The organism is Streptomyces sp. NPDC045967, assembly GCF_056430495.1.
Map to the genome: position 1 here is coordinate 717,114 of NZ_JBWKLE010000002.1, position 22,488 is coordinate 739,601.

Below are 22,488 nucleotides of genomic sequence, written 5' to 3' on the forward strand. Positions count from 1 at the left end.
GCGGCACCCCGTGCGTACCGGCACGGGGTGCCGTTCGCCGTCGGGCGGTCACGCCAGGAGGTTCACGGCCCGGGTGAACACCCGCGGGAGCCGGGCCGCCAGCGGGACGATCCGGCGGGCGAGCGGCGGCCGGTGGCGTGCCCAGAGCAGGGACTCGGTGAGCGCGCGGTAGCTGCGCGACAGCTCCCGCCAGGCCTGTTCGTACGCCTGCGGCCGCCCCGCCCGGACACAGCGCACCAGTTCACCCGCCGCCGTCACCGCCAGGGTCAGGCCCTCGCCGGTCAGCGCGTCCACGTACCCGGCCGCGTCCCCGACGAACAGCACGCGCCCCGCCACCCGGACCCTGGCCCCCTGCCGGAGCGGCCCGGCTCCGCGCACCGGCGCCGCGGGCGACGCCGGCAGCTTCGCCGCCAGCAGCGGGAACCGGGCGAGCTGTACGTCGTAGGGCGCCTGCTCGGTGGTCAGCACGGCCACGCCGATCCGGTGGGGCCCGAGCGGGGTGACGTAGGCCTCGCAGTGCGCCGCCCAGTGCACCTCGACGAGGTCGTTCCACGGTTCGACGCCGTAGTGGCGGCGCAGCCCGTAGCGTGCGGGGCGGCCGGGCGCGGGCGGCGCCGACAGGCCGAGCGCGCGCCGGACCGGCGAGTGCAGGCCGTCCGCGGCGACGAGGTAGCGGGCGGTGAACCCGGCCGCGCTGACGCCGTCCGGGCCCTGGCCGACGGCCTCGACGCGGCGGCGGACCACCCGTACGCCCAGCTCCGCGGCGCGCCGCGCCAGCGCCGCCTGGAGGACGGTGCGCCGGACACCGAGGCCGGGGCCGGAGTCGAACCGTCCGTCCGCGTGCCGTCCGCTGACGCCGTCCACGTAGCGGATGCCGTGGAACGGCTGCCCGGGCGGGGCCACGCCCAGTTCCCGCAGCCGGGCGACGGCCCCCGGCATCAGGCCCTCCCCGCACGCCTTGTCCACGGGGGTGGGCCGCGGTTCGACGACCACCACCTCGAGGCCCGCCAGCGCCCCGTGGATGGCCGTGGCCAGACCGGCCGGGCCGCCGCCCGCGATCAGCAGGTCGATCACGAAGGGGAGCCGGCCGCGGGCACGGAGGCGGGGGCGCGCAGCCGTCCGCCGTCCGTGAGCGCCGCGTCCTCGCAGCCGATGCGCACGCGCAGGAGCAGCAGGTTGAGCGCGGTGAAGACGCCGGCGGTCAGCCAGGCGCCGTGCACGAGCGGGAGCGCGACACCCTCGGCGACCACCGCCGCGTAGTTGGGGTGGCGCATCCACCGGTACGGCCCGGCCGCCACCAGCGGAAGGCCGGGCACGACCAGCACCCGGGTGTTCCAGCGCGGTCCGAGGGTCGCGATGCACCACCAGCGCAGGGCTTGCGCCGCCAGGGCCACGGCCAGCGCCGTCCAGCCGAGCACGGGCAGGAAGGGGCGCCCGGCGGCCAGGGGTTCCACCACGCAGCCCACCAGCAGGGCGGTGTGCAGGGTGACCATCACGGGGTAGTGGCCACGGCCGTACTCGCGGCCGCCGCGGGCCAGGCTCCACGCCGCGTGGCGGCGGGCCGTGGCGAGTTCGGCGAGCCGCTCGGCCGCGACGAGGGCGATGAGCAGCAGGTACCAGATCATGGACGGAGCGAGGGCCATGGAGTCACCAGCCAGGGAGAGTGGGGGTGTCGGGGGAGCCGCGGCGGGGATCACCAGCGGAGGAGGACGAGTTCGGAGGCGAAGCCCGGCCCGAAGGCCAGCATCAGCCCGACCGATCCGGGCGGCGGCGGCCCCGCGCTCTGGATGCCGCCCAGGATGTGCAGGACCGACGCGGAGGAGAGGTTGCCGACGGCGGCCAGCGAGCGGTGGCTCGCCGCGAAGGCGGACGCGGGCAGGGCGAGGGCCTCGGCCAGCGCGTCGAGGATCTTCGGGCCGCCCGGATGGCAGACCCAGGCGTCGACGTCCGAGGGCTTGAGGTCGTGAGCGGCGAGGAAGGTCTCCACCTCCTCGGCCACGTGCAGCCGTACCAGGTCCGGCAGTTCGCGGCCGAGCACCATGCGCATGCCCCAGTGGCCGATGTCCCAGCCGAGCAGGTGCTCCGTCCCCGGGTAGAGGCGGCTGCGCGCGGCCACCACCGACGGCCCGGCGCCCGCGGAGTACAGGGGGTGCTCGCGGCCCACCGCGACGAGCGCACCCGCCCCGTCGCCGAACAGGGCCCCCGCCACCAGGTTCGCCGTCGAGGGGTCCGTGGACTGGAGGGTGAGCGAGCACAGTTCGGTGGAGAGCAGCACGGCCGCGTGCCCCGGTCGGCCCGTCAGGTGGTCGTGGAGGTGGCCGATACCGGCCGCGCCCGCCGCGCAGCCGAGGCCGAAGAGCGGGACCCGCCGCACGTCGGGGCGCAGTCCGGCGCCTGCGGCGAGGCGGGCCTCCAGCGAGGGCGTCGCGAGCCCGGTCACCGTGGTCGACATGACCAGGTCGATCTCCGGAGCCGGCAACCCCGCACCTTCGAGGGCGAGGGCGAGGGCCCGGCCGCCGAGTTCCAAGGCCGCTTCGAGGAACAGGGCGTTGGTCGTGCCGAAGTCGTTCGAGGGTCCGTACCGCTCCAGCGGGAGCGCGAGATGGCGGCTGTCGACGCGCACCGACGCGTGCACGCGGCGCAGCAGGGCGGTCTCGGGGCCCGGCGGCAGGAAGCGGGCCAGTGCGTCCGTGATCTCGGCCTGCGTATGGAGGTGGGGAGGGAACACGCTGCTCACTGCCAGGACACGCGTCATTCGTTCACCATAGGAAACAACTGACACATCATTACGAATGAGGCGAACCGGGCGCGGCGCGGCATACCGTGTCACCGTGCCCCCGCGAACCACGCCCCACGGAGCCGCCCCCGCCCCCCTGGAGACCGATGCCGGGGAGACCGCCGCCGCACGGGCCGCGACCGACACGCCCGTACGACGCCTGCGCGGCGGTGCGGCCGCGGGGCTGCTGGCTGCCTGCCACCCCCTCCCGGCGGCGGCCGTCACCCTCGTCACCGCTGCGCTCGCCACCGCCGCCGGGCGCGGCCTCACGGGAGGGGCCGCGGCCTTGGGCGCGGTCGCCGCGGGCCAGCTCTCGGTCGGGTGGAGCAACGACCGGGCCGACCTGCGGCGCGACCGGAGCGTGGGGCGGCGGGACAAACCGCTGGTCGCGGGCTCGGTGCGACCTGCCGCAGTGTCCTGGGCGGCGGCCTTGGCGCTGCTGGTCTGCGTCCCGCTGTCGCTCGCCGGAGGGCTGCTCGCCGGGACGGTGCACCTCGCCGCGGTGGCGGCCGCCTGGGGGTACAACCTGCGGCTCAAGGGCACGGTCGTGTCCTGGCTGCCGTACGCCCTGGCCTTCGGCCTGCTGCCCGCCTTCGTCACCCTGGGTCTGCCCGGCACGCCGTGGCCGCCGCCCTGGCTCACCGCGGCGGCGGGCCTGCTGGGGGCGGGCGCGCACTTCGCCAACGTGCTGCCGGACATCGCCGGTGACCTGTCCACCGGGGTGGCGGGCCTGCCGCAGCGGCTCGGGGCCCGGCGCTCGGCCGCGCTCGCCGCGCTCCTGGTCCTCGGCTCGGCCGTCGCCCTGGTCGCGGGGCCGCCCGGGCCGGTGACGGGCTACGGCTGGGTCCTGCTGGCGGGGACGGCGGCGGCGCTGCTCCTGGCGTCCCGGCGCCCCGCCGGCCGGCTCCCCTTCCTGGCCGTGCTGAGCGTGGCGGGAGCCGACGCGGTTCTGCTGGTGGTCCAGCTCAGGTCGGCCTAGTACGGCTACGGGTCCAGTCCAGCAGCTGCTCGACCGGCCAGGTGTTGATCACGTGCCCGACCGGCACTCCGCACTCCGCGGCCCGCTCGCAGCCGAGCATCTGCCAGTCCAGCTGGCCGGGCGCGTGGGCGTCGGTGTCGATCGCGAAGGAGGTCCCGGCGGCGACGGCCAGGCGCAGCAGGTCCCGCGGCGGATCCAGCCGCTCGGGCCGGCTGTTGATCTCCACGGCGGTACCGGATTCCGCGCAGGCCGCGAAGACGGCCTCGGCGTCGAACCGGGACGGCGGCCTGGTCCGGCCGGTCACCAGCCGGCCCGTGCAGTGGCCCAGGACGTCCATCAAGGGGTTGCGCACGGCGGCGACCATCCGCCGGGTCATGGCGGGAGCGTCCATCCGCAGCTTCGAGTGGACGGAGCCGACGACGAGGTCGAGCCGGTCGAGCAGCTCCGGCTCCTGGTCCAGCGAGCCGTCGTCGAGGATGTCGCACTCGATGCCGGTCAGCAGCCTGAACGGCGCCCAGGTTTCGTTGAGCTCCGCGACCACCCGCAGCTGTTCGCGCAGCCGCTCCGGGGAGAGCCCGCGGGCGATCGTCAGCCGCGGCGAGTGGTCGGTCAGCACGGCGTACTCGTGGCCGAGCGAGGCCGCGGCCCGCCCCATCGCCTCGATCGGGCTGCCTCCGTCGGACCAGTCGGAGTGCACGTGGCAGTCTCCGCGCAGGGCGGCCCGCAGCGCGGTGGCGGCGGGCGAGGCGGGCGGGCCCTCGGGGAGCGCGGCGGCCTCGTCCTCGAGTTTCCGCAGGTAGGCGGGGACCGTTCCGCCGAGCGCTTCCCGTACCACCTGGGCGGTCTTGGGCCCGATGCCCTTGACCGCTTCCAGGGAGCCGGCCGCCGCCCGTTCGGCCGTCTCGCGCTCACCCAGGCGGCCGACCACGTCCGCGGCCGTACGGAAGGCCCGCACCCGGTAGGTGGGCTCCTGGGCGCGTTCGAGCAGGAAGGCGATCCGGTCCAGCGCCGCCACCGGGTCCATCGGGCACCTCCTGCCTTTCCGGAACCCAGTGTCCGGCGGTTCGCCCGCTCACGCCTCCTGCGGGGCGGCGGCGTCGAGCGCGGCCGTGAGGCGGTTCAGGCGGGTCTGGAGCTCGACGATCTCGGTCAGCTCGAAGCCCGTCGCGGCGGCGATCCGGCGCGGGACCTCCACGGCGCGCCCGCGCAGCGCGGCCCCCTCGTCCGTCAGCCGGGCGTGCACGGACCGCTCGTCCTCGGTGCTGCGCTCGCGGCGCACCAGGCCGGCCGCTTCCAGTCGCTTGAGCAGCGGGGACAGCGTCCCGGAGTCCAGCCGCAGGTGCCGGCCGATCTCCTTGACCGGCAGCTCGCCGTGCTCCCACAGCACGAGCATCACCAGGTACTGCGGGTAGGTCAGGCCCAGGTCCTTCAGGACGACGCGGTACAGGCCGCCGAAGGCGCGGCTCGCGGCGTTCAGCGCGAAGCAGATCTGGCCGTCCAGACGGAGGAAGTCCTGGTCGGAGGAGAGGGCGGTCGGCTGCTCGGTCATGGCGCCAGTGTACCGGGGCAACCTCGGCGAGGCATTTAATTGTGCACAACTGAATTGCGTGCTCTAATGGTGGAGCGCGGTCGGCCACCGGCCGCCGCAGGACCACTTCCGCGAGAGGAACTCCGATGGACGCGCTGTACACCGCTGTCGCCACCGCCAACGGCCGCGAGGGCCGCACCGTCAGCTCCGACGGCCGGCTCGACCTCGCCCTCGCCATGCCGCCGGCGCTCGGCGGCAACGGAGAGGGCACCAACCCCGAGCAGCTCTTCGCCGCCGGGTACGCCGCGTGCTTCGCCAGTGCGCTCGGCCTGGTCGGCCGCCAGGCCAAGGTCGACACCAGTGAGGTGTCGGTCACGGCGGAGGTCTCCATCGGCAAGGACGGCGCCGGCTTCGGCCTGGCCGCGGTCCTGCGGGTCGAGCTCCCCGAGTCCCTGGCGGGCGAGACCGGCGCCCTCCTGGTCAAGCAGGCGCACGAGGTCTGCCCGTACTCCCGCGCCACGCGCGGCAACATCGACGTCGAGCTCGTGATCGAGTAGTCGGATCGTCCGGCCGGGGAGCCGTCCGGCCGGCCCCTTCGGCCGCGGCCGGAGATGCCGGTCCGCCGGCGTACGGCGACCATGGAGGGGCACCGCCCCGCACCGGGGCGGTCGTACGCCGGGAGGCGCCCGTGGCGCACACCTTCTCCACAGACGTACTGGTCGTGGGCGCAGGCCCGGTCGGGCTGACCGCCGCCGTCGAGCTGCGCCGGCGCGGCGTCTCCTGCCGGATCGTCGACCGGCTGCCCGCCCGGCTCCCCTTCGCCAAGGCCGTCGGCATCCAGCCGCGCACCCTCGAACTGTGGGACCGCATGGGGCTCGTCCGCGCCGCCCTGGACGCGGCCGTCCCCATGCGCGGCCAGCTGGCGTACCTGGACGGCGTCGAACAGCCCCGCATCGAATTCGCGCTGCCGCCCGAAGTCCCGTACGGATTCGCGGCACTGCCGCAGTACGAGACCGAACGCATCCTCGACGGGTTCCTCGCCCGCTTCGGGACCGCCGTCGAGCGGGGCACCGAGCTGATGTCGTTCGCGCAGGACGCCAACGGCGTCACCAGCAGGCTGCGCACCCCCTCCGGCTCCGAGGAAGAGCTGCGGACCCGCTTCCTCGTCGGCTGCGACGGCGCGCACAGCGCCGTCCGTAAAGGCCTCGGGCTCAGCTACGAAGGCCGCGCCTTCCCCGAGGAGTTCATGCTCGCCGACGTGGCGGTCGACTGGGACCTCCCGCACCCGTACGCCGTCCGGTCGATGCACCGCGACGCCGCCGGGGCGGTCGACGACGTGCTGGTGGCCATCCCGCTGCCCGGTCGCGGCCGGTACCGCGTCTCGATGATGGTCCCGCCCGAACTCTCCGCCGCGCAGCAGGCCGACGCCGGCCCCGACACGGTCGCCCACGGTCTGCAGACCGGCCGGGCCCCCGCGCTCCCCGACATCCAGACCGTCCTGGACCGGCTGTCACCGCGGCCCGCCACCGCCTCCGGCATCCGCTGGGCCTCGGTGTTCCGCATCAGCCACCGGATCGTGGACCGGTACTCCGACGGCCGGGTCTTCGTCGCCGGGGACGCGGCGCACATCCACCCGCCGACCGGCGCCCAGGGCATGAACACCGGTATCCAGGATGCCTGGAACCTGGCCTGGAAACTCGCCCTCGCGGTCGGCGGCCGCGCCCACCCCGGCCTGCTGGACAGCTACGACGCCGAACGCCGGCCGGTCGGGGAGGAGGTCGTCGGCCGCACCGTGCGGCACGCAGAGGCGGGCATCCAGGCCGACCCCGACGACCCGCGCACCGTCATGCTGCGCGAGGCCCAACTGCTCGTCACCTACCGGGGCGGCCCGATCGTGGACCCGCCCGGCGAGGGGCCGGGCCCCCGGCCGGGCGACCGGGCACCGGACTGCGGCGGCCTCCGCGGCGAGATCGCCGCCTACCCGCTCCGTCTCCTCGACCTGCTGCGCGACCGCGACCACGTGCTGCTCCTGTACGGCGACGATCCACGGGCCGCTGAACTCGCCCGCACCGCAAGGCAATCCACGGACGACGCCATGGAAACCTGCGTGATCCTCGAACCCGGCGCCCCGGCCGGGACGACCGGGCTGCCCGAGTACCGCGACAGCGATGGGGAGTTCGCCCGCCTCTACGCGCCGGACGGCCCGACGGCCTTCGTCGTCCGCCCGGACGGTCACCTCGCCGCCCGCCTCGCCCCACCGGACCCGGCGGCCCTGGCAGCCCACCTCGCCACCACCTTCGCCACCGCCCCCGAGCGGTGACCCGCGGCCTCAAGACCTGCTCCGACGACGCGTTTTGGAATGCCGGGAGAACCTCACTACGATCCGGCGATGATCACAAGAAAACGGCTTGCGGCCCGGGCGTGCGGACTGCTCGCCGCGCTGGCCGTCGGGCTCCTCCCGGCGAGCGCCACCGCCGCCGACGGGCCGACGGCGAAGGAACCCCCCAAGGTCGATCTCGTCCTCGACGTCAGCGGCTCCATGCGGGCGAACGACATCGACGGCCAGACCCGGATGGCGGCCGCGAAGCAGGCCTTCAACGAGGTCATCGACGGGGTCCCCGAGGAAGTGCGCCTCGGCATACGCACCTTGGGCGCCACCTACCCCGGCGAGGACAAGGCCCTCGGCTGCAAGGACACCCAGCAGCTGTACCCGGTCGGGCCGCTGGACCGGACCGAGGCCAAGACCGCCGTGGCGACCCTCGCCCCCACCGGCTGGACCCCGATCGGCCCCGCCCTGCTCGCCGCGGCCCAGGACCTCGACGGCGGAAACGGCACCAAGCGCATCGTGCTCATCACCGATGGCGAGGACACCTGCGCACCGCTCGACCCGTGCGAGGTCGCCCGCGACATCGCCGCCAAGGGCATCCACCTGGTGATCGACACCCTGGGCCTGGTCCCGGACGCCAAGATCCGCGCCCAGCTCACCTGCATCGCCGAGGCGACGGGCGGCACGTACACCTCCGTGCAGCACACCGCCGAACTCTCCAGCAGGGTCAGGCAACTCGTCGACCGGGCGGCCGAACCCGTCGTCAACCCGGTCGCCACCGAAGGCGCGAAGCAGTGCGCGGACGCCCCGCAGCTCAAGCCCGGCCTCTACAGCGACCGCGAGACCTTCGGCGAGCACCGCTGGTACCGGGTCGACGTCCGCCCCGGCCAGGAACTGCGCGCCTCGGTCAGCATCGGCGCCGACCGCGCCGTGCACAACGACTACGGCCTCCTGCTGCGCGCCACCACCGTGCACGGCCGCGAGATCGTACGGGGCTCGGAGGCGGGCGACGGCCGGACGGACGTCCTGTCGACCGGCCTGCGCTACCCGAAGGCCGGGGTCGACGGAGCGGACGACGCCGCCGAGGAGGCACCGGAGACCGTCTGCCTGCAGGTCAGCAACTCCTTCTCCGCCCCCGCCTCCGTCAAGACCGCCCCCGGCATGCCCGTCGAGCTGACCATCGACGTCGTGGACGGCCCCGCTGGGGCGTCCGACGCCGCCGCGTTCGGCCTGGGCCGCGGCTGGTGGCTGCTGGCCGTCCTGGCCCTGGCCGGTCTGGCCGCCGGTGTGCTCTGGGGCTGGATCTCGCGCTGGCGCATCTCCGTCTGGAGGACCAACTGATGCGGACCGTACGCACCCTGACCGCCGGCCTGCTGGCCGCGGCCGCCGCCCTCGCCGTGGCGGGGACCGCCCTGGCCGACACCCCCTCGGCGAGCCCCGCCCCCCGCTCGACGTCCGCCGGCGAAGCGGCCGCCCCGACCGAGGCGGGCACCGGCTTCCGCACGGCGGCGGCGTTCCGTCCGGGCCAGAAGGCGACGGCCGCCGCGTCCACCGGCGACTACCTCTACTGGGTCCTGCCCGTCGACGCCCGGCAGCGCGTGACGGTGAAGGCGGCGGTCACCCTGCCCGAGGCCAAGGGCCGGCACGGCGCCTCGACCTGGCAACTCGACGTCTACGACGGCCTGCGCCGCCGCCAGGCGTGCACCTACGGCACGCAGACCCGGGCGGCGGCCCGCGAAGCGGCCACCGTGGAACTGTCCTGCACCCTGCGCACGGTGCGGGCCGGAGCCGAGCAATGGGCCAACGACCCGCTGCCGGGCAGCTACTACGTACGCCTGACCGTCGTGGACGTGCCGGAGGAGGACCTCGGCCTGCCGATCCGTGCCGCCGTGGAGGCCGCGGTCGAGGAGGCCGGCGGCGCCCACGCCGTGGACGGTGCCCTTGCCGCACCGCTGGTCCCCGCCACCGTGACGGGCTCGCTGCGCGAGCCGGAGGGCGGCTGGTCCGGCGGCTGGTGGTCGGACCGCTGGATGTGGACCGCGGCGGGCGGAGTGCTCGCCGCCCTCGCGGGCGTCTTCGGCTACACCCTCACGCGCGGCTCCGGCCGCCCCTCCCGGGTGCCGCCCCGCACCTGACCCCGCCGTACCGGTACGGCGGACGGCCGCGGCCCCGGGAACCACCCCGGGGCCGCGGCCGTCCACCGCTGCCTCCCGGTTCGCTCACCGGCGGGAGGGCCGGGTCAGCCGAGGCGGGTCAGCCTGGTCGTGAACGAAGGCTCGGCGAGGACGCTCCCGACCGCCACCGGCACGCTCTTGGCCCCCTCACCGTCGCCCGCCGTCAGGACGGCCACCTCGGAGCCGGCCGCGGCGGCGTGCGGAAGCGGCGAGGCGCCGGGCGTGAGGGTGAGCTTCAGCTGCTGGCCCGGCACGCCGACCACGTTGAGGTCCTTGGCGGCCACCAGCGGCGTACGTCCGCCGAGTCCGTCGTCGACGTACCCGACGGTGTCGCCCTTGCGGACGACGGGAGCCGACGCGAGCGCCGTCCGCACCGCCTCGATGATCTTCTTGCTGTTCGTCTTCACCAGGGCCAGGCTCCGCAAGGCGTCCGGATCCGGGCCGTCCGCACGCTGGTCCATCAGTGTGCCGATGATCAGCGGGGTCTCGTCGCCGACCGACTTGTACGCCGCCCACATCAGGGCCCCGCCCGCGGGCGTGCTGGAACCGGTCTTGATTCCCCTGATGCTGCTGTTGAGCAGGTCGTTGTTGTTGACGAGCGGTTCCGCCAGCCCCTTGACGGGCGCACTGGGCAGGGCCACGATCGCGCGGAACGCCTCGTCCTTCATGACGGCCTCGGCGAGCTTGAGCTGGTCGGTGGCGGTGCTGACGGTGCCGGCGTCGAGTCCGCTGGGGTCGGTGTAGACCGTGTCCGCCATGCCGAGTTCCCGGGCGGCGGCGTTCATCTTCTCGACGAACGCGGCCTCGGAGTCGCTGCCCGTGTCCCAGCGCGCCAGCAGGCGGGCGACGTTGTTGCCGGAGGGGATCATCAGCATCTTGAGCATGTCCTGCTGGCTGAACTCGGTTCCGGCGGTGAGGCCGACGATGCGGGACTCGTGCTCGGAGGTGCCGTCCGCCACGGTCTTCGCGTCGACCTTGATCGCGGGGCCGGGGTCGTTCTTCTTCAGCGGGTGGCCCTTGAGGATGACGTAGGCGGTCATCACCTTCGCGACGCTGGCGGTCGGGACGGGTCTCTGCTCGCCGAAGGTGCCGATGTCGCCGGAGCCGGGGACGCGGATCGCCCCCTGGCCCTTGGCGGGCCAGGGGATGGACAACTGCCCGGCCACCGTGTGCCCGGTCGCGGTCGCGACGATCTCTGGGGCCGGCAGGGGACGCAGCAACTGGGCGCCGACGAATCCGCCGGCGAGGAGCAGGACGACGGGGGTCCACACCGTGAAGCGCCGCAGGGCGCGGCGGCGCGGGGTCCGCGGCGGCTGCGGGGTGTTGGTGAGCTCGGCGAGCAGTTCCAAGGGGACGGGGGCCGCCGGAGCCGGGGCGGTGGGGGAGGTGGCGCCGGCGGTCCCGGTGGCGCCCGCGCGGGCCGGGGCCGGGGCCGGCGGGGGTGCGGGCGCGTCCAGCGGCTTGAGCGCGACGAACCTGCTCGTCCGCTCGGAGTCGCCGTCGGCGGGCCGCGCCCAGGAGGGCACCGGTCGGGCCGCGGAACTCCCCGTACCGACGGCCTCGGTCTGGACGTCGGTTTCGGCGTCGGCCTCGGGTTGGGTCTTGGTCTTGGTCTCGGCCTCGGCTTCGGTCTTGGCCTTGGCCTTGGCCTTGGTCTCGGCGTTGGCTTCGGTCTTGGTCTCGGTGTTGGCCTCGGCCTCGGCCTCGGCCTCGGCTCGGGTCTTGGCCCTGCCGGGCTCGGAGGTCTTCGGGCCTGCGGCCTCGGCCGCGGGCGCGACCTCCACCTCGACCGGTCCCGGCTTGCCCGGGCTCGCGGGCGCCGGTTCGGGCGTGGTACGGGGCGCGGCGGGGCTGCCCGCAACGTTGGGGGCGGACTCCGCCCGGGGCCCCTCTGCGGCTGCCGCTGCGGACGGGACGCCTGACCGGGGTGCCCCCTGAGTGCTGCCCGCACCAGAGGCGGCCTTCGCTCCGGGACGGGCCGCGGGCTGATCGCCGTCGGTCTCGGGGGCATCCGCCTCGGGCGTGGGCGCGGCACCGGCGGTGGCACTGGTTCCGGGGGCGGCATCAGCTTCAGGGGCGCGGGCTTCCGCCGCCCGTTCGACTTCGGCCCGCGCCGCTGGGTCGGCTCCCGGCCCGGCCGCGCCCTTCGCAGAACCTTCGGATACCCCCCGGTCACCGGCCTCGGAGTTCGCTTCGGCCTCGGGTGCGTGAGCGGCTTCGGCTTCGGCCTCGGCCTCCGCTGTGTCCCCGGGTCCGGTATCGGCTTCGTCCCCCGCTTCGGCAGGCACGGCTTCGGCCTTCGGCGCGGCGTCGGCCGCGGCGTCAGGTCCGGCTTCGGCCTTGGTCGGTGCGGGCTCGGCCTCCGCTCCGGGCGCGGCCTCGGCCTCGCCTTCGGGCGCAGCCTCGGCCTCGGGTCCGGCTTCGGCCTCGGGTGCGGCCTTGGTCGGAGCGGTCGGGGCGGGGTCCGGTGCCGGGGGGCCCGTCTCCTCGGTCTCCGTTTCGTCCGGGGAACCGCCCGCCACCGTCGTCGCCTTCATCCCAGCCCCGCCTTGCCCCTCGTACCCGGCTGCCGCCGGTCGTGCCGATACGTCCGGTGCGGCCCTCCGTGGAGCCGCCCCGACCTGCTAGATGTCCGGGGCGGCCGACACGTTCCACGGTCCGCAGGCTGTGACCGTATGGTCATATTGGGCCGGGGGCTACGAGGAGTACGCCTCCAGTTCCGCCACCTGGCCCGCCGGCCAGCCCGTGTTGGCCGTGAACACCAGCCGCAGATGGCGCACGCCGCTCCCCGGCGGCAGCGGGAGGGTGACGGTGTTGACCCCCTCGGTGAACACGTACGGGGCCGTTGCCTTCAGGGCGGACCACCCGGCGCCGTCGGCCGAACCGAGCACGGAGAAGGTCTGGGTACGGGTGCCCCACGCGGCGGGAAGCCGCAGGACGAGCCGGCCCACCGTCCGCTGCGCGCCGAGGTCCACGGTCAGGGACTGCGGGAAGGCGTGGTTGACGCTCTCCCAGTAGGTGCCCGCCTGCCCGTCCGTGGCGTGGGCGGCCACGTAACCCTGGCTGTGTCCGGTGGCCGCAGCGGCTCGCCCCAGGGCGAGGTTGCCGCCCGCCGGAGGGCTGGGCGGAGCCGTCGGATCACTGGAGGCGGCGTAGACCTCGAACTCCGCCACCTGACCCGCCGGCCAGCCGGTGTTCCCGGTGACTTGAACCCGGACGTGGCGCGCCGCGGCCGCCTCGAAGGTCAGCGTCGCCCTGTTGCCGGAGGCCGGGTCGAAGGTGACGCCCGAGGCACCCGTCAGCGTGGACCAGGTGGCGCCGTCAGTCGAGCCGAGCACCGACAGGGTCTGGGTCCGCCGGGCCCAGTCCGCCGAGGGCGGGAGTCCCAGCGTGACCTTGCCGACCGTCTTCGCCTCGCCGAGGTCGACGGTGAGGGTCTGCGGAAAGGCGTTTCCGTTGCTCTCCCAATAGGTCGACGGGTTGCCGTCCACCGCATTGGCGGCGCCGTACGACGGGACCGAGGAGGAGGCGGTGGCGGGCCGGCCCTGCGCCAGGTTGCCGTGGGGCGGGGTGGTGGGCGGGGTTGTCGGGGGAGTGGTCGGCGGGGTGGTGGGGGGAGTCGTCGGCGGCGTGGTAGGCGGTGCGGTGCCTCCCCCGCCGGGGACGCCGCCGTTGGTCCACACCGGCGCCGGCCAGGTGCCGGAGCAGGTCTGGCCGGTGTTCCAGCCGGAGTTGCCGCCGCCGTCGGTGATCTGGAGGCCGGCGCCGACGCAGTTGTGGATCGGGGTCGCGGCCTGCGCGATGTGCCGCGCCGTGACGCCTGTGAGCTTCATGGCCATGGCGGACTGCGCCTGGACGGCGTACGTCCCGGCGCCGTCGATCGTGACGTTCGTGAGGCTGACCCCGCTCACGGCGCCCTCGATCGCGTGGACCGCGGCGTAGGAGGAGTCCAGCACCTCGGTATCGGAGATGTTGATGGCCGCGCCCCGCACCGGCTCGTTGAGGCCGGAGAACCAGATCGCCCCGACCCCGAAGTTCCAGTTGAAGTCGCTGTTCCCGGTCCGTATCAGGGTGTTGCGGGCGGCGGTGACGGTGCCCGCGACCGCGGTGCCCTTCCCCGAACTGACCCCCGGGTAGCGGTTGGCGATGTGCAGTCCTCCGCCGTTGGTGACGGTGTCGGACATGACGTTGTCCGAGATGGTGAAGTCCCGGCCGCCGTACGTGACGATGTTGTTGGCCAGGATCGGCAGGACCACCGTGTTGTGGTCGAAGCTGATGTCGACGTTGGGCTTGTCCTGCGGCCAGGAGGCCAGCCCGTCATCACCGGCGTTGCGCACGAACGTGTCGGTGACGCGGGAACGCGTGACACCGGTGTGGAAGTTGACGCCGTCGGCCGTCATGTCGAGGAAGCGGCTGTTCTTGATGGTGAAGCGGTCCATCGGACCGTCCATCCACGCGGCAACCTTGACGTGCTGCACCCAGAGGTTGTCCACGGTCGAGTCGGACATCGCCCCGCCGATGGCGTTGACCTGGTCGTCGTCGATCCGCTCCCGGATGTCACCGATGATCGCGAAGTCCTTCAGCGTGACGTTCCTGCTCGGCCCGTTCGCCTCGTGCGGCCGCACCGGGCCGGTGTAGCCCCCGCCCGGGACGTACTTGCCGTAGAAGCCGGCCGCCCGGTTGCGGTGCACGGGATCGCGTCCGCCGAAGACCGTGTACCAGGGACCCGCGCCCTGCACGGTGACCCCGTCCACGACCACGTGGTCGTGGAGCGTGTAGCTACCGGGCGGCACGAACACCGTCCTGCCCTGCGCCCGCCCGGCGTCGACCGCGGCCTGCATCCTGGCGGTGGAGTCGGTGGCCCCGGTGGGGTCCGCGCCGAAGTCCGCGACGGCGTCGAGGGCTCCGGCCGGCTTGCCCGCGGCCGGCGCGACGAGCTCGAAGTCGGCGAGGTCGAGGGTGAAACTGGGCGACTGCGCGGTCGAGGTCACCTGCACGCGGACCTTCGATCCGGCCGGATAGGTGGCACCGAGCAGGGTCCGCGACTCGTCGTAGAAGTGGTGGGGGTTGGTGTCGCCGGGGTTGTTGTTGAAGGGGTAGCCCCCGTAGTACCAGCTGTACTTGGAGGTCACCGGCAGGGTCCGGACCGACTGGCCGTCCACCCGCACGTCCATGGTGGCGTCGCGTCCCTTCCCGTCGGCCGTGTCGGGCAGGCTGTAGCGCAGGGACATCGCGTTGGCGGGTTCGGTGAGAGTGAACTCCACGTACTGCCCGGCGGCGTTCAGGGTCACCGCCTGCCGCCCGGAGGCCTCCGAGGGCAGACGGCCGTAGTGCCGGTCCGGGCCGATCAGCGTGCCGTTGGACTGCGCGTACTCGGCCTCCAGTTCGGTGAACGGCACGTCCGCGCCGCGGCCCGGTATGCCGATCGGCGAGGGGGCGGGCACGCCCGCGGCGTACGCGGCGGGCGCGCCGCCGAGGGCCAGGGCGGTCAGCGCGGCGGTGGCGGTCAGGGTCATGGCCAGGAAGACGGCGGCGCCGCGCCGTCTGATCCGTCGGACCTGTCCGGCACCGGGGTGGGGGCTGTGTGGCGTCTGGGACATGGGCAGGCACGTCCTTGCGGCTCGATCGGCGGGTCGGGGGAGGCGGCTCAACGCAGGAGGCTAGGACTCCGCCCGAAGGAAGTCCATGAAGGTACGCAAAAAATCGACGCTAGCTCGCAATAAATCTGCGAAGGAGTCGGGACGGGGAGCGGGGGTGGCGTGCCTACGCCGGGTGAGTACGGCTACTCATGACCGCGCCGCCCGGGCCGCCCACGATGAGCACACCACCACCGCGCCATCCGAACGGGGTCGTCCCATGCTCAGCCGATTCGCCGCCGCCGTCGTCCCCGCCTTCGGCTCCCTGACGGTCACCGCCGACCCCGCGACGCGGCCCGCCGGGGGCAGCATCCTCGTCGCCAACCACACCTCGCTCGCCGATCCCGCGGTGGTGGTCGCCGCGCTCCGCCGGTACGGGATCGAGCCGGTCATCCTCGCCACCGGCGGTCTGTGGCGGGTACCGCTGCTCGGGACCGCGCTGCGCCGCGAAGGGCACATCGCCGTCCACCGCGGCACCCGCCGCGCCGCCGACTCCCTCGACGCCGCGGCCACCGCCCTCGCGGCGGGCCGCGACGTGCTGCTCTACGGAGAGGGCGGTCTGCCCGGCCGCCGTGACGCGGGGGAGAGCGCCCCGGGGCCCTTCCGCACCGGCCTGGCCCGGCTCGCCGCGGCGACCGGCGCGCCGGTCGTGCCCGTGGGTCAGGCCGGTGCGCGCCGGCTGTGCTCCGGCGGCCGTGCCAAGCAGCTCGCCGGTGCCCTGACCGCGCCGCTGCGCAGGCCAGGTCTGCACGTGCACATCGGCTCGCCGCTCCACCTGCCCGACCGGGTGCCCGAGGCGACGGAGCGGGCTCGTGAGGCGGTCACGGCCGCATGGCGCACCGCGGTGCTCGCCCTGGGGGAGCCCGTCAGCGGGTGGTGTGCGCCAGAACCACGTGGGCCGCGGCCTCCCGGTCGGCGTCGGTGTCGATGAAGGACACGACGAGGGGGCTGCTGCCCGTGGGACCGCCCGCCGTCGCCCGCATCCGGTAGCGCTCGACGCGTACGCCGTCGCGGGCGAGCGGGGCCCCACCGGTGAAGGCGGACGCGGGCTTGTGGTCGTTGGCGACGCGCAGCGCGGCGGGACGCCAGGTTCCCGAGGCCGGGTCGAGGCGCTCCAGCAGGAAGCCCGGCCCGCTGACCGGCAGGTCACCCGCCTCGCCGACGAGGAACTCCATCTGCACGGCGACCAGCAGGTGCCGGTACCCGGCGGAGTTGCCGTTCCGCAAGGTGACGGTGAACTCCTGCGCCGCGCCACCGCGCACGAGCGCGAGGCCGCCGCCCCGGGTCTCGACCGCCGCCCGCAGGCGGGTCGGGGCCGCCGGCGGCGTGGTGCGCGGCGCGGCCGCCGGCGGGGCCGGGGCGGGCGGCGCGGACGGGGAGGGGGCTCCCGGGACCGAAGGGGAGGCGGGCGCGGCGGAAGCGGCCGCCGGAGTCGCGGCCGTCTGCGCGGCCGCCGGGGTGGTGGCGGTCCCGGAGAGGGAGGCGGCCGTCGGCACCCTCTCGTCCTTGTCCCCGCATCCGGTCAGGCCGGTCAGGCTCGCCAGCAGCGCCGCGGCCGCGGCCGCGGCGGTGAGGGCCCGGCGGCGTTCGACGGAAGGGGGCATGCGAATCGGTTCTCCTCGGATGGGCGGAGGCCAGAACCTAACAAGCACGCGCCGCGCTGACGAGGCCGCTCGGGCATCGGAGCGGAGACGGTTCGGTCACGGGATCCGGCGGATCGCAGCCGGTCCGGTCACGTGAGGGGCTTTTCGAAGCTGAAGGCGGTCACGGCCATCCGCTCGCGGAAGTAGAAGCGGTGGGCGTCGGTCCGCTGGGTACCGGAGTCCAGGGCGAGCGTGGTGCAGGCGGCGGCCCTGGCCCGCTCCTCGAGGTGGCCGAGGAGCGCGTGACCCACGCCCGTGGAGCGGGCGGTCGATGCGGTGACCAGGTCGTCGACGTAGAGCTTGCGGACCAGGTAGGTGTTCGCGACGATCCGCCAGCCGGCCGCGCCGACGCACACGCCGTCCTCGTCGTAGGCCGCACTGAACCGCAGCCCCTGGCCCTGCCCCTCCGCCAGGACCGAGCGGAACAGGTCCTCGGTCAGGTGGGGGCGCAGTTCGCGCAGGACGGGCAGCAGGTCGTCGGTCAGTCGGGAGTCGCCCGGCTCCAGGTCGATGATCTTCATGGGGTCAGGGTACGGCGAGACGAGACCCCGGGGTGGGCCGGGACGGAGTGCCGCCTGGCGCCATCACCGCCGATGTGTCGGAATGGGACTGACCGCTGCCGGCGGGCGTGAGGAGTGGCACCCCATGAAGTACATGCTGATGCTCCTGGGCAAGCAGGCCGACTACGACGCCATGGCCGGCCGGGGCGGCGGGGACGGGCCCGCCTGGTCCGCGGCCGACCTGGAGGCGATGGTCGCGCACATGGGAGCACTGAACGCGGAACTCGTCGCGGCGGGCGAGTGGGTCGAGGCCGAGGGACTCGCCGAACCGCGCCGGGCCCGTCTGGTCACCGCCGGAGCCGACGGCACACCGCACGTGTCCGACGTGCCGTACGGGGAGACGAGTGCGGTGCTCGCCGGGTACTGGGTGGTCGACGTGGCCGATTTCGACCGGGCGGCCGAGATCGCGGCGCGGGCCCACGCCTGCCCGATGCCGGAGGGCGCGCCGAACTATCCCGTCATCGTCCACCCGGTGGGCGAGGTCCCGCGGCAGGACGCCCCGGCCTGATCGCGGACACCGCCGACACCGCCGTCCGGATGCCGGACGGCGGTCACCGTTGTCCGTGGCACCGCCTACTCTTGATCATGTGAGCCCGACCCCTGCCGAACCCGCCGCCGAACGCCCCCTCGCCGAGATCAACGCCGACATCCGCGGACTCTTCGCCCGCGCCGAAGGCAGGCTCTCCGACACCGAGCGCGTGCGGCACGCCACGCTGCTCGCGGAGTGGGCCTCGGCGATACGCGCGTCGGTCGTCCCCGCAGCCTGATCCGGCCCCCGCCGCACCGCAGAAGCCGCCCGCTAGTCCTGGGGCGGCCACGGGCTCGCCGCAGGAGGCTGCGGGCCTTCCAGAAGAGCGTGGCGGACCTTCTCCTTGAAGGTCTTCGGCGGAGCCTGTGCCTCCTCCCGGGTGTGGACGAGGCGGGCGGCGGTCACCCGGAAGTGGCATTCCCGGTGGTGCTGCCTGAGCCACACCAGCCAGGCACCGTCGGCGGTGAGGAAGACCCGGCGGGCCGGCGTGTCACCCGGCCGGGCATGGCGCACCAGGACCGCCGGCAGGTAGTGCAGTGCGGCGTCCTCGGCCGCGGCGTGGGCCTGCGCCTCCCCGCCGGCGACCGGGTGCGAGGCCACCAGCATCCAGCGGTGCAGTCTCAGCTCGACGCCGTCGGCGCGCCGAGTCTCACGGGTGTCCTCCTCGATGAGGACATGCCACGGAGCCGTCATGCGCGGAGCCTAACAACCGCCGCCCTCCCGGCCTACGGGTGCGTCCGGCCCGCCGCCCGCGCCCGCCGCGCGCTCCCGGAGCCGCCGTTTGTCCGGCTTGCCGCGCCCGGTGAGCGGGATCGCCCGCTCCCAGAACACCGCGGTGGGCCGGTGTGCCCGGGACAGGGCCCGTTCCACCAGGTCACAGGCTTCGTCCGCGATTCCGGCGCCGGGTGTGCACCCCGGCGCGGGCACCAGGAAGGCGCACACCTCCTCGCCGGTCAGGTTGCTGTGCCGCCCGACCACGACCGCCTCGGCCACCGCGGGATGCCGGGCGAGCGCGGCCTCCACCGGCACGCAGTACACGTTGTCCCCGTCCACCATCACCACGTCCTTCACCCGGTCGTCCAGGTAGAGGTAGCCGTCGTCGCCGAGGTGGCCGAGGTCCCCGGTGCGCAGCCATCCCCCGCGCAGCGCCGAGGCCGTCAGATCGGGCCGGCCCCAGTAGCCGGCCATCATCGCCCCCGAGCGCATCCACACCTCACCCGTCCGCCCGGCGGGCACCGCGGCGCCGTCCGCGTCGCGCACCTCGATCTCCACTCCGGCCACCGGCCGCCCCACCGAGGCGAGGAGCTCGGGGCGGGTGTCCACCGCCGCGATGTGGTCCGCGGGCGTGAGACGGCAGATCACCGCCGCCTCGTTCATGCCGTAGCCCTGCTGCCAGCGGCCGCCCCAGCGGGTCACCGCCTCCCGCAGCCGCGCGGGCAGGACGGGCGAGTCCCCGTACGAGACCGCCTCCAGACCCGGCACGCCCGCGGCGGTTTCCGGGTCGTCCAGCAGCCGGTACACCATCGAGGTCGTCAGGTAGGTCGACACCCGTCCCAGCCGCCGGCAGGCCGCGGCGAACTGCCCCGGTGTGAACGGGTCCAGGACCTCCACCCGCCCCCCTGCCCGCAGTTGCTCCAGGGACCGCCCGCCGGAGCGCTGCGCCAGCGAGGTGACCGACAGGTAGACGGGATCCGCCCAGTCGGGCGGCCGTACGGTGTTGCGCGCGGCCATCGCCCCGAAGGTGGAGGCCACCCCCTTGGGCAGGCCGGTCGTACCGCCGGTGTAGGTCACCCGGGCCACGTCCTCCTCCCTCGCGCGGATCTCCACCGGCGCGGGATCCCGGCCGGCGGCGCGGCGCAGCACCTCCTCCAGGTCCAGCCGGGGCGTGCCCGTGGCGGGTACCGGGGTGTCGTGCAGCACCAGGTCCGGCCGGCAGTCGCGCAGGATGAACTCCAGTCCGTACAGCGCGGGCCCGGTGACGACCTGGGTCAGCCGCGCCCCGAGAACGTGCGCGGCCAGCCGCACCAGCAGGACCTCGGGCCGGTTGCGGCCCGCCACGCAGGCCAGCCCGGATCCGCGGCCGATCCCCTCCTCCGCGAGCACCCCGGCCAGCCGGTGGGTCTCCCGCAGGACGTCCGCGCCGGACAGGACCAGGGGCCCGGCTCCGATGGCGGGACGGTCCGCGTACCGCTCCAACGCGCCTGTCAGTTCCGTGACGTACCGTGCGGCCACCGCGCGACCTGCCTCTCCGGCCCCCTCCAGGGGGCTGTTCGGGTGAACTCCCGCAACCAGCGGCCCGGCCGGCCGTTGATCAAGGCGCTCACCACCGTGCACTCGTGCAACATAAGGACCTCTGATGATCAAGAAGATTATGGCCACCGCCGCCGCCACCGCCTCCATCGTCGGTGCGGGCGCCGCTCTGGCCGCCCCGGCCATGGCCATTGGCAACGACAACGGCATCAACACGGTCAACGGCAACGGTGCTTCGCAGGTCTACGGCAACCAGAAGACCCACGGTGACCTGAGCCCGCAGCTCGGCCTGGTCCAGGGCACCCTGAACAAGCCCTGCATCGGCCTGCCGGTGAAGGTCAACGCCCAGTCGCTGGTCGCGCTCGTCAACGTCGGCGTCCAGGACATCAACGTCCTGTCCAACCCGATGAACCAGCAGTGCACCGAGAACTCCACCCAGGCCAAGGGTGACGAGCCGCTCTCGCACATCCTCAGCAACATCCCGATCCTGTCGGGCAACCTGTCGGCCGGCAGCTGACGCTCCCCCTTTCGAGTCGGGGCCCCGGACGCCCGCGCGAGTGCCCACGGGGCCCCGGCTTGCGCCTCCGGATCGGCGGATCCACTCCCGCGCAGGCGCCCCCGCGGCCCCGAGGCCGCCCGGGGCGGGCACCGGTCCTCACGTCTCAGAGCCTCTCGCCGGGCCGGCGAGAGGCTCTGCGGCGTGAACGGGACGTGCGGGAAGCGGCCGTCCGGCCCCCCACAGAGCCGACCTCGTGACATTTGCCCGCCGTGCTCCCCGCGGAGCCCGCGGGTTCTTGCATGCCCGGAGCCCCGGTGTCTAGCGTCGGGCCATGACCACCGAGCCGCACCGCTTCGAGATCCTGTTGGTACCCGAGCACGTCAAGAACCGGACCGGAGCCCCCCAGGCCGACCACCCCCTGCGCTCGGCGGTGGTCGAGGCGACCGGCAGGACGGGTGCCTCCGGCTACCCGCGCTACGTCGGGGAGGGGATGGAGGCCGATATCGACCCGGACACCCGCACGGTCGAGGCCGTCCTGGTCGACGGATCCGAACTCGACCCGGGGCTGACGGCCCTGATCGCGCCGGAAAGCGGAACGGGCGCGGCGGGCCGACGGCAGTGAAACCCGCCGGCGCAGCCTTTCAGGAGCCGTCGGCGGACACCCCGTAGTCGGCGCGCACCGGCCCGCGTACTCGATCAGGCTCCGGATCACCGACTCCGGTGGGCCCAGCCGGCGGCGTCGGCGCTGGGGAAGCTCACAACCTAGCAGTGCCGGCCGGGGCGGACCACCGTGGACGGCACGTCGGTGCCGGAGATGACGGTGGGCAGGCTGCCGTGGGAGGTGGGGCGGTCGCCGGCCGTGGAGGCCGAGGGGGCCGCGCCCCGTCTGGCAGGCGCGCCGGACGGGGCACGGCCCGGGGGGCGGCCCGCGCTCAGTGGAACAGCATGGAGGCGTCCCCGGCCGGGGTGGTGACCGAGCCCGGACACAGGAAGCTGCCCGAGGTCTTGCCGGCGGTGAAGGCCCGGTTGATGTACTTGCGGGTGGTCCCGTCGCGGTCCCACACCAGGTTCGTCGCCTTGTACCGGCAGGAGATGAAGCTCTGCCTGCCCGTGATGTCGATGGCGTCGGTCCTCGCCACCGCACCGGCGTCGTCGAAGGTGAAGGCGGGGTTGTTGTTGAGGGTGGCGGTGATGCCGCCGCTGCAGGCGAGATTGCCGCCGGGGGCGTTGATCGTCGTGCGGTCGACGGTGAGGGCGCTCGGCGGGACGGCGCTGGTGCTCGCGTTGGTCCAGGTGCAGGTGTTGCCGGCGACCACGATGACGCCGTCCGCCTTCTGGTCGGCGGTGGGTCCTGCCGCGACCGACGCCGGGGCACCGGCGACGGTTGCCGAGACCGCCAGTGCGGCGAGTGCGGTGAGCATGGGGATGTGCCTCATGTCGCTCCTCCTTGCCACGTCCTTGTGGGGTGATGCGAGGGGGGATGCGAAGCCCCGGGGGCCTCGCGGGAGTGCGCCACGGAGCGTGGCACAGGGACCTTGAATTGTCAGGTGCAGCTCAACGACTGGCTCGAAGCCGCCCTTGCGGCTGC

22 protein-coding genes and 1 pseudogene are annotated in these 22,488 nt (G+C 74.4%); 10 read left to right on the forward strand and 13 right to left on the reverse strand.

Features of this window, described 5'->3' with window-relative positions:
* Positions 1-48: 48 nt before the first annotated feature.
* The 3 genes from AC07FY_RS06740 to AC07FY_RS06750 all read right to left on the reverse strand — a co-directional run bounded on the left by AC07FY_RS06740 (position 49) and on the right by AC07FY_RS06750 (position 2,755).
* Positions 49-1,074, reverse strand: coding sequence for an NAD(P)/FAD-dependent oxidoreductase (locus tag AC07FY_RS06740; protein ID WP_479001425.1), 1,026 nt, complete (start codon positions 1,072-1,074; stop codon positions 49-51).
* Positions 1,071-1,625: an isoprenylcysteine carboxyl methyltransferase family protein gene (locus AC07FY_RS06745; RefSeq protein ID WP_479001614.1), complete on the reverse strand. Its 555-nt coding sequence runs from the start codon at positions 1,623-1,625 to the stop codon at positions 1,071-1,073. The genes AC07FY_RS06740 and AC07FY_RS06745 overlap by 4 nt, the downstream gene beginning before the upstream one ends.
* A 68-nt stretch (positions 1,626-1,693) precedes the next feature.
* Positions 1,694-2,755, reverse strand: coding sequence for a type III polyketide synthase (locus tag AC07FY_RS06750; protein WP_479001428.1), 1,062 nt, complete (start codon positions 2,753-2,755; stop codon positions 1,694-1,696).
* A gap of 76 nt (positions 2,756-2,831) precedes the next feature.
* On the opposite strand from AC07FY_RS06750, the gene AC07FY_RS06755 reads away from it, so the two are divergent.
* Entirely contained in the window at positions 2,832-3,755 is a 924-nt protein-coding gene (locus AC07FY_RS06755) for a UbiA family prenyltransferase (RefSeq protein WP_479001431.1), read from the forward strand.
* Here AC07FY_RS06755 and AC07FY_RS06760 read toward each other — a convergent pair.
* Together AC07FY_RS06760 and AC07FY_RS06765 are read right to left on the reverse strand one after the other, a co-directional pair.
* Positions 3,742-4,779 (reverse strand): PHP domain-containing protein, encoded by a 1,038-nt coding sequence (locus AC07FY_RS06760; protein ID WP_479001433.1) that lies wholly within the window; start codon positions 4,777-4,779, stop codon positions 3,742-3,744. The genes AC07FY_RS06755 and AC07FY_RS06760 overlap by 14 nt on opposite strands.
* A 48-nt stretch (positions 4,780-4,827) precedes the next feature.
* On the reverse strand, positions 4,828-5,304 hold the full coding sequence (locus tag AC07FY_RS06765) for a MarR family winged helix-turn-helix transcriptional regulator (RefSeq protein WP_479001436.1): 477 nt from the start codon (positions 5,302-5,304) through the stop codon (positions 4,828-4,830).
* 125 nt (positions 5,305-5,429) lie between these two features.
* Between AC07FY_RS06765 and AC07FY_RS06770 the strand changes: the two genes are divergently transcribed.
* The 4 genes from AC07FY_RS06770 to AC07FY_RS06785 all read left to right on the forward strand — a co-directional run bounded on the left by AC07FY_RS06770 (position 5,430) and on the right by AC07FY_RS06785 (position 9,744).
* Entirely contained in the window at positions 5,430-5,840 is a 411-nt protein-coding gene (locus AC07FY_RS06770) for an organic hydroperoxide resistance protein (protein ID WP_479001439.1), read from the forward strand.
* Between the two features lie 131 nt (positions 5,841-5,971).
* A complete protein-coding gene (locus AC07FY_RS06775) occupies positions 5,972-7,603 on the forward strand; it encodes an FAD-dependent monooxygenase (protein WP_479001441.1) in 1,632 nt (543 codons plus the stop codon).
* A 69-nt stretch (positions 7,604-7,672) separates the two neighbouring features.
* Positions 7,673-8,950: a VWA domain-containing protein gene (locus tag AC07FY_RS06780; protein ID WP_479001444.1), complete on the forward strand. Its 1,278-nt coding sequence runs from the start codon at positions 7,673-7,675 to the stop codon at positions 8,948-8,950.
* The gene (locus tag AC07FY_RS06785; protein WP_479001447.1) at positions 8,950-9,744 is read left to right on the forward strand and encodes a hypothetical protein; all 795 of its coding nucleotides are present in this window, start codon (positions 8,950-8,952) and stop codon (positions 9,742-9,744) included. The genes AC07FY_RS06780 and AC07FY_RS06785 overlap by 1 nt, the downstream gene beginning before the upstream one ends.
* A gap of 104 nt (positions 9,745-9,848) precedes the next feature.
* Here AC07FY_RS06785 and AC07FY_RS06790 read toward each other — a convergent pair whose 3' ends face one another.
* From AC07FY_RS06790 to AC07FY_RS06800, 3 genes and pseudogenes are all read right to left on the reverse strand, one after another.
* Positions 9,849-12,320: a D-alanyl-D-alanine carboxypeptidase family protein gene (locus tag AC07FY_RS06790; protein ID WP_479001450.1), complete on the reverse strand. Its 2,472-nt coding sequence runs from the start codon at positions 12,318-12,320 to the stop codon at positions 9,849-9,851.
* Positions 12,321-12,479: 159 nt separating this feature from the next.
* Positions 12,480-12,956 carry a discoidin domain-containing protein gene (locus AC07FY_RS06795; RefSeq protein ID WP_479001617.1) on the reverse strand — a complete coding sequence of 159 codons (477 nt, stop codon included), beginning with the start codon at positions 12,954-12,956 and terminating at the stop codon, positions 12,480-12,482.
* Positions 12,930-15,383 (reverse strand): annotated as a pseudogene (locus AC07FY_RS06800) (discoidin domain-containing protein); the annotation flags it as partial. The gene AC07FY_RS06795 and the pseudogene AC07FY_RS06800, both read right to left, overlap by 27 nt.
* Before the next feature lie 256 nt (positions 15,384-15,639).
* Here AC07FY_RS06800 and AC07FY_RS06805 point away from each other — a divergent pair.
* On the forward strand, positions 15,640-16,350 hold the full coding sequence (locus tag AC07FY_RS06805; protein WP_479001453.1) for a lysophospholipid acyltransferase family protein: 711 nt from the start codon (positions 15,640-15,642) through the stop codon (positions 16,348-16,350).
* Here the strand turns inward: AC07FY_RS06805 and AC07FY_RS06810 are convergent.
* Together AC07FY_RS06810 and AC07FY_RS06815 are read right to left on the reverse strand one after the other, a co-directional pair.
* Positions 16,286-17,023 (reverse strand): hypothetical protein, encoded by a 738-nt coding sequence (locus tag AC07FY_RS06810; RefSeq protein WP_479001456.1) that lies wholly within the window; start codon positions 17,021-17,023, stop codon positions 16,286-16,288. The genes AC07FY_RS06805 and AC07FY_RS06810 overlap by 65 nt on opposite strands.
* Positions 17,024-17,151: 128 nt before the next feature.
* Positions 17,152-17,583 carry a GNAT family N-acetyltransferase gene (locus AC07FY_RS06815; RefSeq protein ID WP_479001459.1) on the reverse strand — a complete coding sequence of 144 codons (432 nt, stop codon included), beginning with the start codon at positions 17,581-17,583 and terminating at the stop codon, positions 17,152-17,154.
* 124 nt (positions 17,584-17,707) lie between these two features.
* Between AC07FY_RS06815 and AC07FY_RS06820 the strand changes: the two genes are divergently transcribed.
* On the forward strand, positions 17,708-18,130 hold the full coding sequence (locus AC07FY_RS06820; protein ID WP_479001462.1) for a YciI family protein: 423 nt from the start codon (positions 17,708-17,710) through the stop codon (positions 18,128-18,130).
* Positions 18,131-18,209: 79 nt separating this feature from the next.
* Positions 18,210-18,389 (forward strand): hypothetical protein, encoded by a 180-nt coding sequence (locus AC07FY_RS06825; RefSeq protein WP_479001465.1) that lies wholly within the window; start codon positions 18,210-18,212, stop codon positions 18,387-18,389.
* Between the two features lie 32 nt (positions 18,390-18,421).
* On the opposite strand, the gene AC07FY_RS06830 is transcribed toward AC07FY_RS06825, so the two are convergent.
* Entirely contained in the window at positions 18,422-18,844 is a 423-nt protein-coding gene (locus AC07FY_RS06830) for a hypothetical protein (RefSeq protein WP_479001467.1), read from the reverse strand.
* 9 nt (positions 18,845-18,853) lie between these two features.
* A complete protein-coding gene (locus AC07FY_RS06835) occupies positions 18,854-20,383 on the reverse strand; it encodes an AMP-binding protein (protein WP_479001469.1) in 1,530 nt (509 codons plus the stop codon).
* A gap of 124 nt (positions 20,384-20,507) precedes the next feature.
* Between AC07FY_RS06835 and AC07FY_RS06840 the strand changes: the two genes are divergently transcribed.
* Together AC07FY_RS06840 and AC07FY_RS06845 are read left to right on the forward strand one after the other, a co-directional pair.
* Positions 20,508-20,918, forward strand: a complete 411-nt coding sequence (locus tag AC07FY_RS06840) for a rodlin (protein ID WP_479001472.1) — start codon at positions 20,508-20,510, stop codon at positions 20,916-20,918.
* A gap of 313 nt (positions 20,919-21,231) precedes the next feature.
* A complete protein-coding gene (locus AC07FY_RS06845) occupies positions 21,232-21,522 on the forward strand; it encodes a hypothetical protein (RefSeq protein ID WP_479001475.1) in 291 nt (96 codons plus the stop codon).
* Between the two features lie 310 nt (positions 21,523-21,832).
* Here the strand turns inward: AC07FY_RS06845 and AC07FY_RS06850 are convergent, their stop codons facing one another.
* A complete protein-coding gene (locus AC07FY_RS06850; protein ID WP_479001478.1) occupies positions 21,833-22,336 on the reverse strand; it encodes a hypothetical protein in 504 nt (167 codons plus the stop codon).
* Between the last annotated feature and the right edge of the window lie 152 nt (positions 22,337-22,488).

Coding starts and splice junctions, on each gene's coding strand:
- AC07FY_RS06745 (WP_479001614.1), bottom strand. CDS start 1,625: ATGATCTGGTACCTGCTGCTCATCGCCCTCGTCGCGGCCGAGCGGCTC.
- AC07FY_RS06750 (WP_479001428.1), bottom strand. CDS start 2,755: ATGACGCGTGTCCTGGCAGTGAGCAGCGTGTTCCCTCCCCACCTCCAT.
- AC07FY_RS06760 (WP_479001433.1), bottom strand. CDS start 4,779: ATGGACCCGGTGGCGGCGCTGGACCGGATCGCCTTCCTGCTCGAACGC.
- AC07FY_RS06765 (WP_479001436.1), bottom strand. CDS start 5,304: ATGACCGAGCAGCCGACCGCCCTCTCCTCCGACCAGGACTTCCTCCGT.
- AC07FY_RS06770 (WP_479001439.1), top strand. CDS start 5,430: ATGGACGCGCTGTACACCGCTGTCGCCACCGCCAACGGCCGCGAGGGC.
- AC07FY_RS06780 (WP_479001444.1), top strand. CDS start 7,673: ATGATCACAAGAAAACGGCTTGCGGCCCGGGCGTGCGGACTGCTCGCC.
- AC07FY_RS06785 (WP_479001447.1), top strand. CDS start 8,950: ATGCGGACCGTACGCACCCTGACCGCCGGCCTGCTGGCCGCGGCCGCC.
- AC07FY_RS06790 (WP_479001450.1), bottom strand. CDS start 12,320: ATGAAGGCGACGACGGTGGCGGGCGGTTCCCCGGACGAAACGGAGACC.
- AC07FY_RS06805 (WP_479001453.1), top strand. CDS start 15,640: ATGCTCAGCCGATTCGCCGCCGCCGTCGTCCCCGCCTTCGGCTCCCTG.
- AC07FY_RS06810 (WP_479001456.1), bottom strand. CDS start 17,023: ATGCCCCCTTCCGTCGAACGCCGCCGGGCCCTCACCGCCGCGGCCGCG.
- AC07FY_RS06815 (WP_479001459.1), bottom strand. CDS start 17,583: ATGAAGATCATCGACCTGGAGCCGGGCGACTCCCGACTGACCGACGAC.
- AC07FY_RS06820 (WP_479001462.1), top strand. CDS start 17,708: ATGAAGTACATGCTGATGCTCCTGGGCAAGCAGGCCGACTACGACGCC.
- AC07FY_RS06830 (WP_479001467.1), bottom strand. CDS start 18,844: ATGACGGCTCCGTGGCATGTCCTCATCGAGGAGGACACCCGTGAGACT.
- AC07FY_RS06840 (WP_479001472.1), top strand. CDS start 20,508: ATGATCAAGAAGATTATGGCCACCGCCGCCGCCACCGCCTCCATCGTC.
- AC07FY_RS06845 (WP_479001475.1), top strand. CDS start 21,232: ATGACCACCGAGCCGCACCGCTTCGAGATCCTGTTGGTACCCGAGCAC.
- AC07FY_RS06850 (WP_479001478.1), bottom strand. CDS start 22,336: ATGAGGCACATCCCCATGCTCACCGCACTCGCCGCACTGGCGGTCTCG.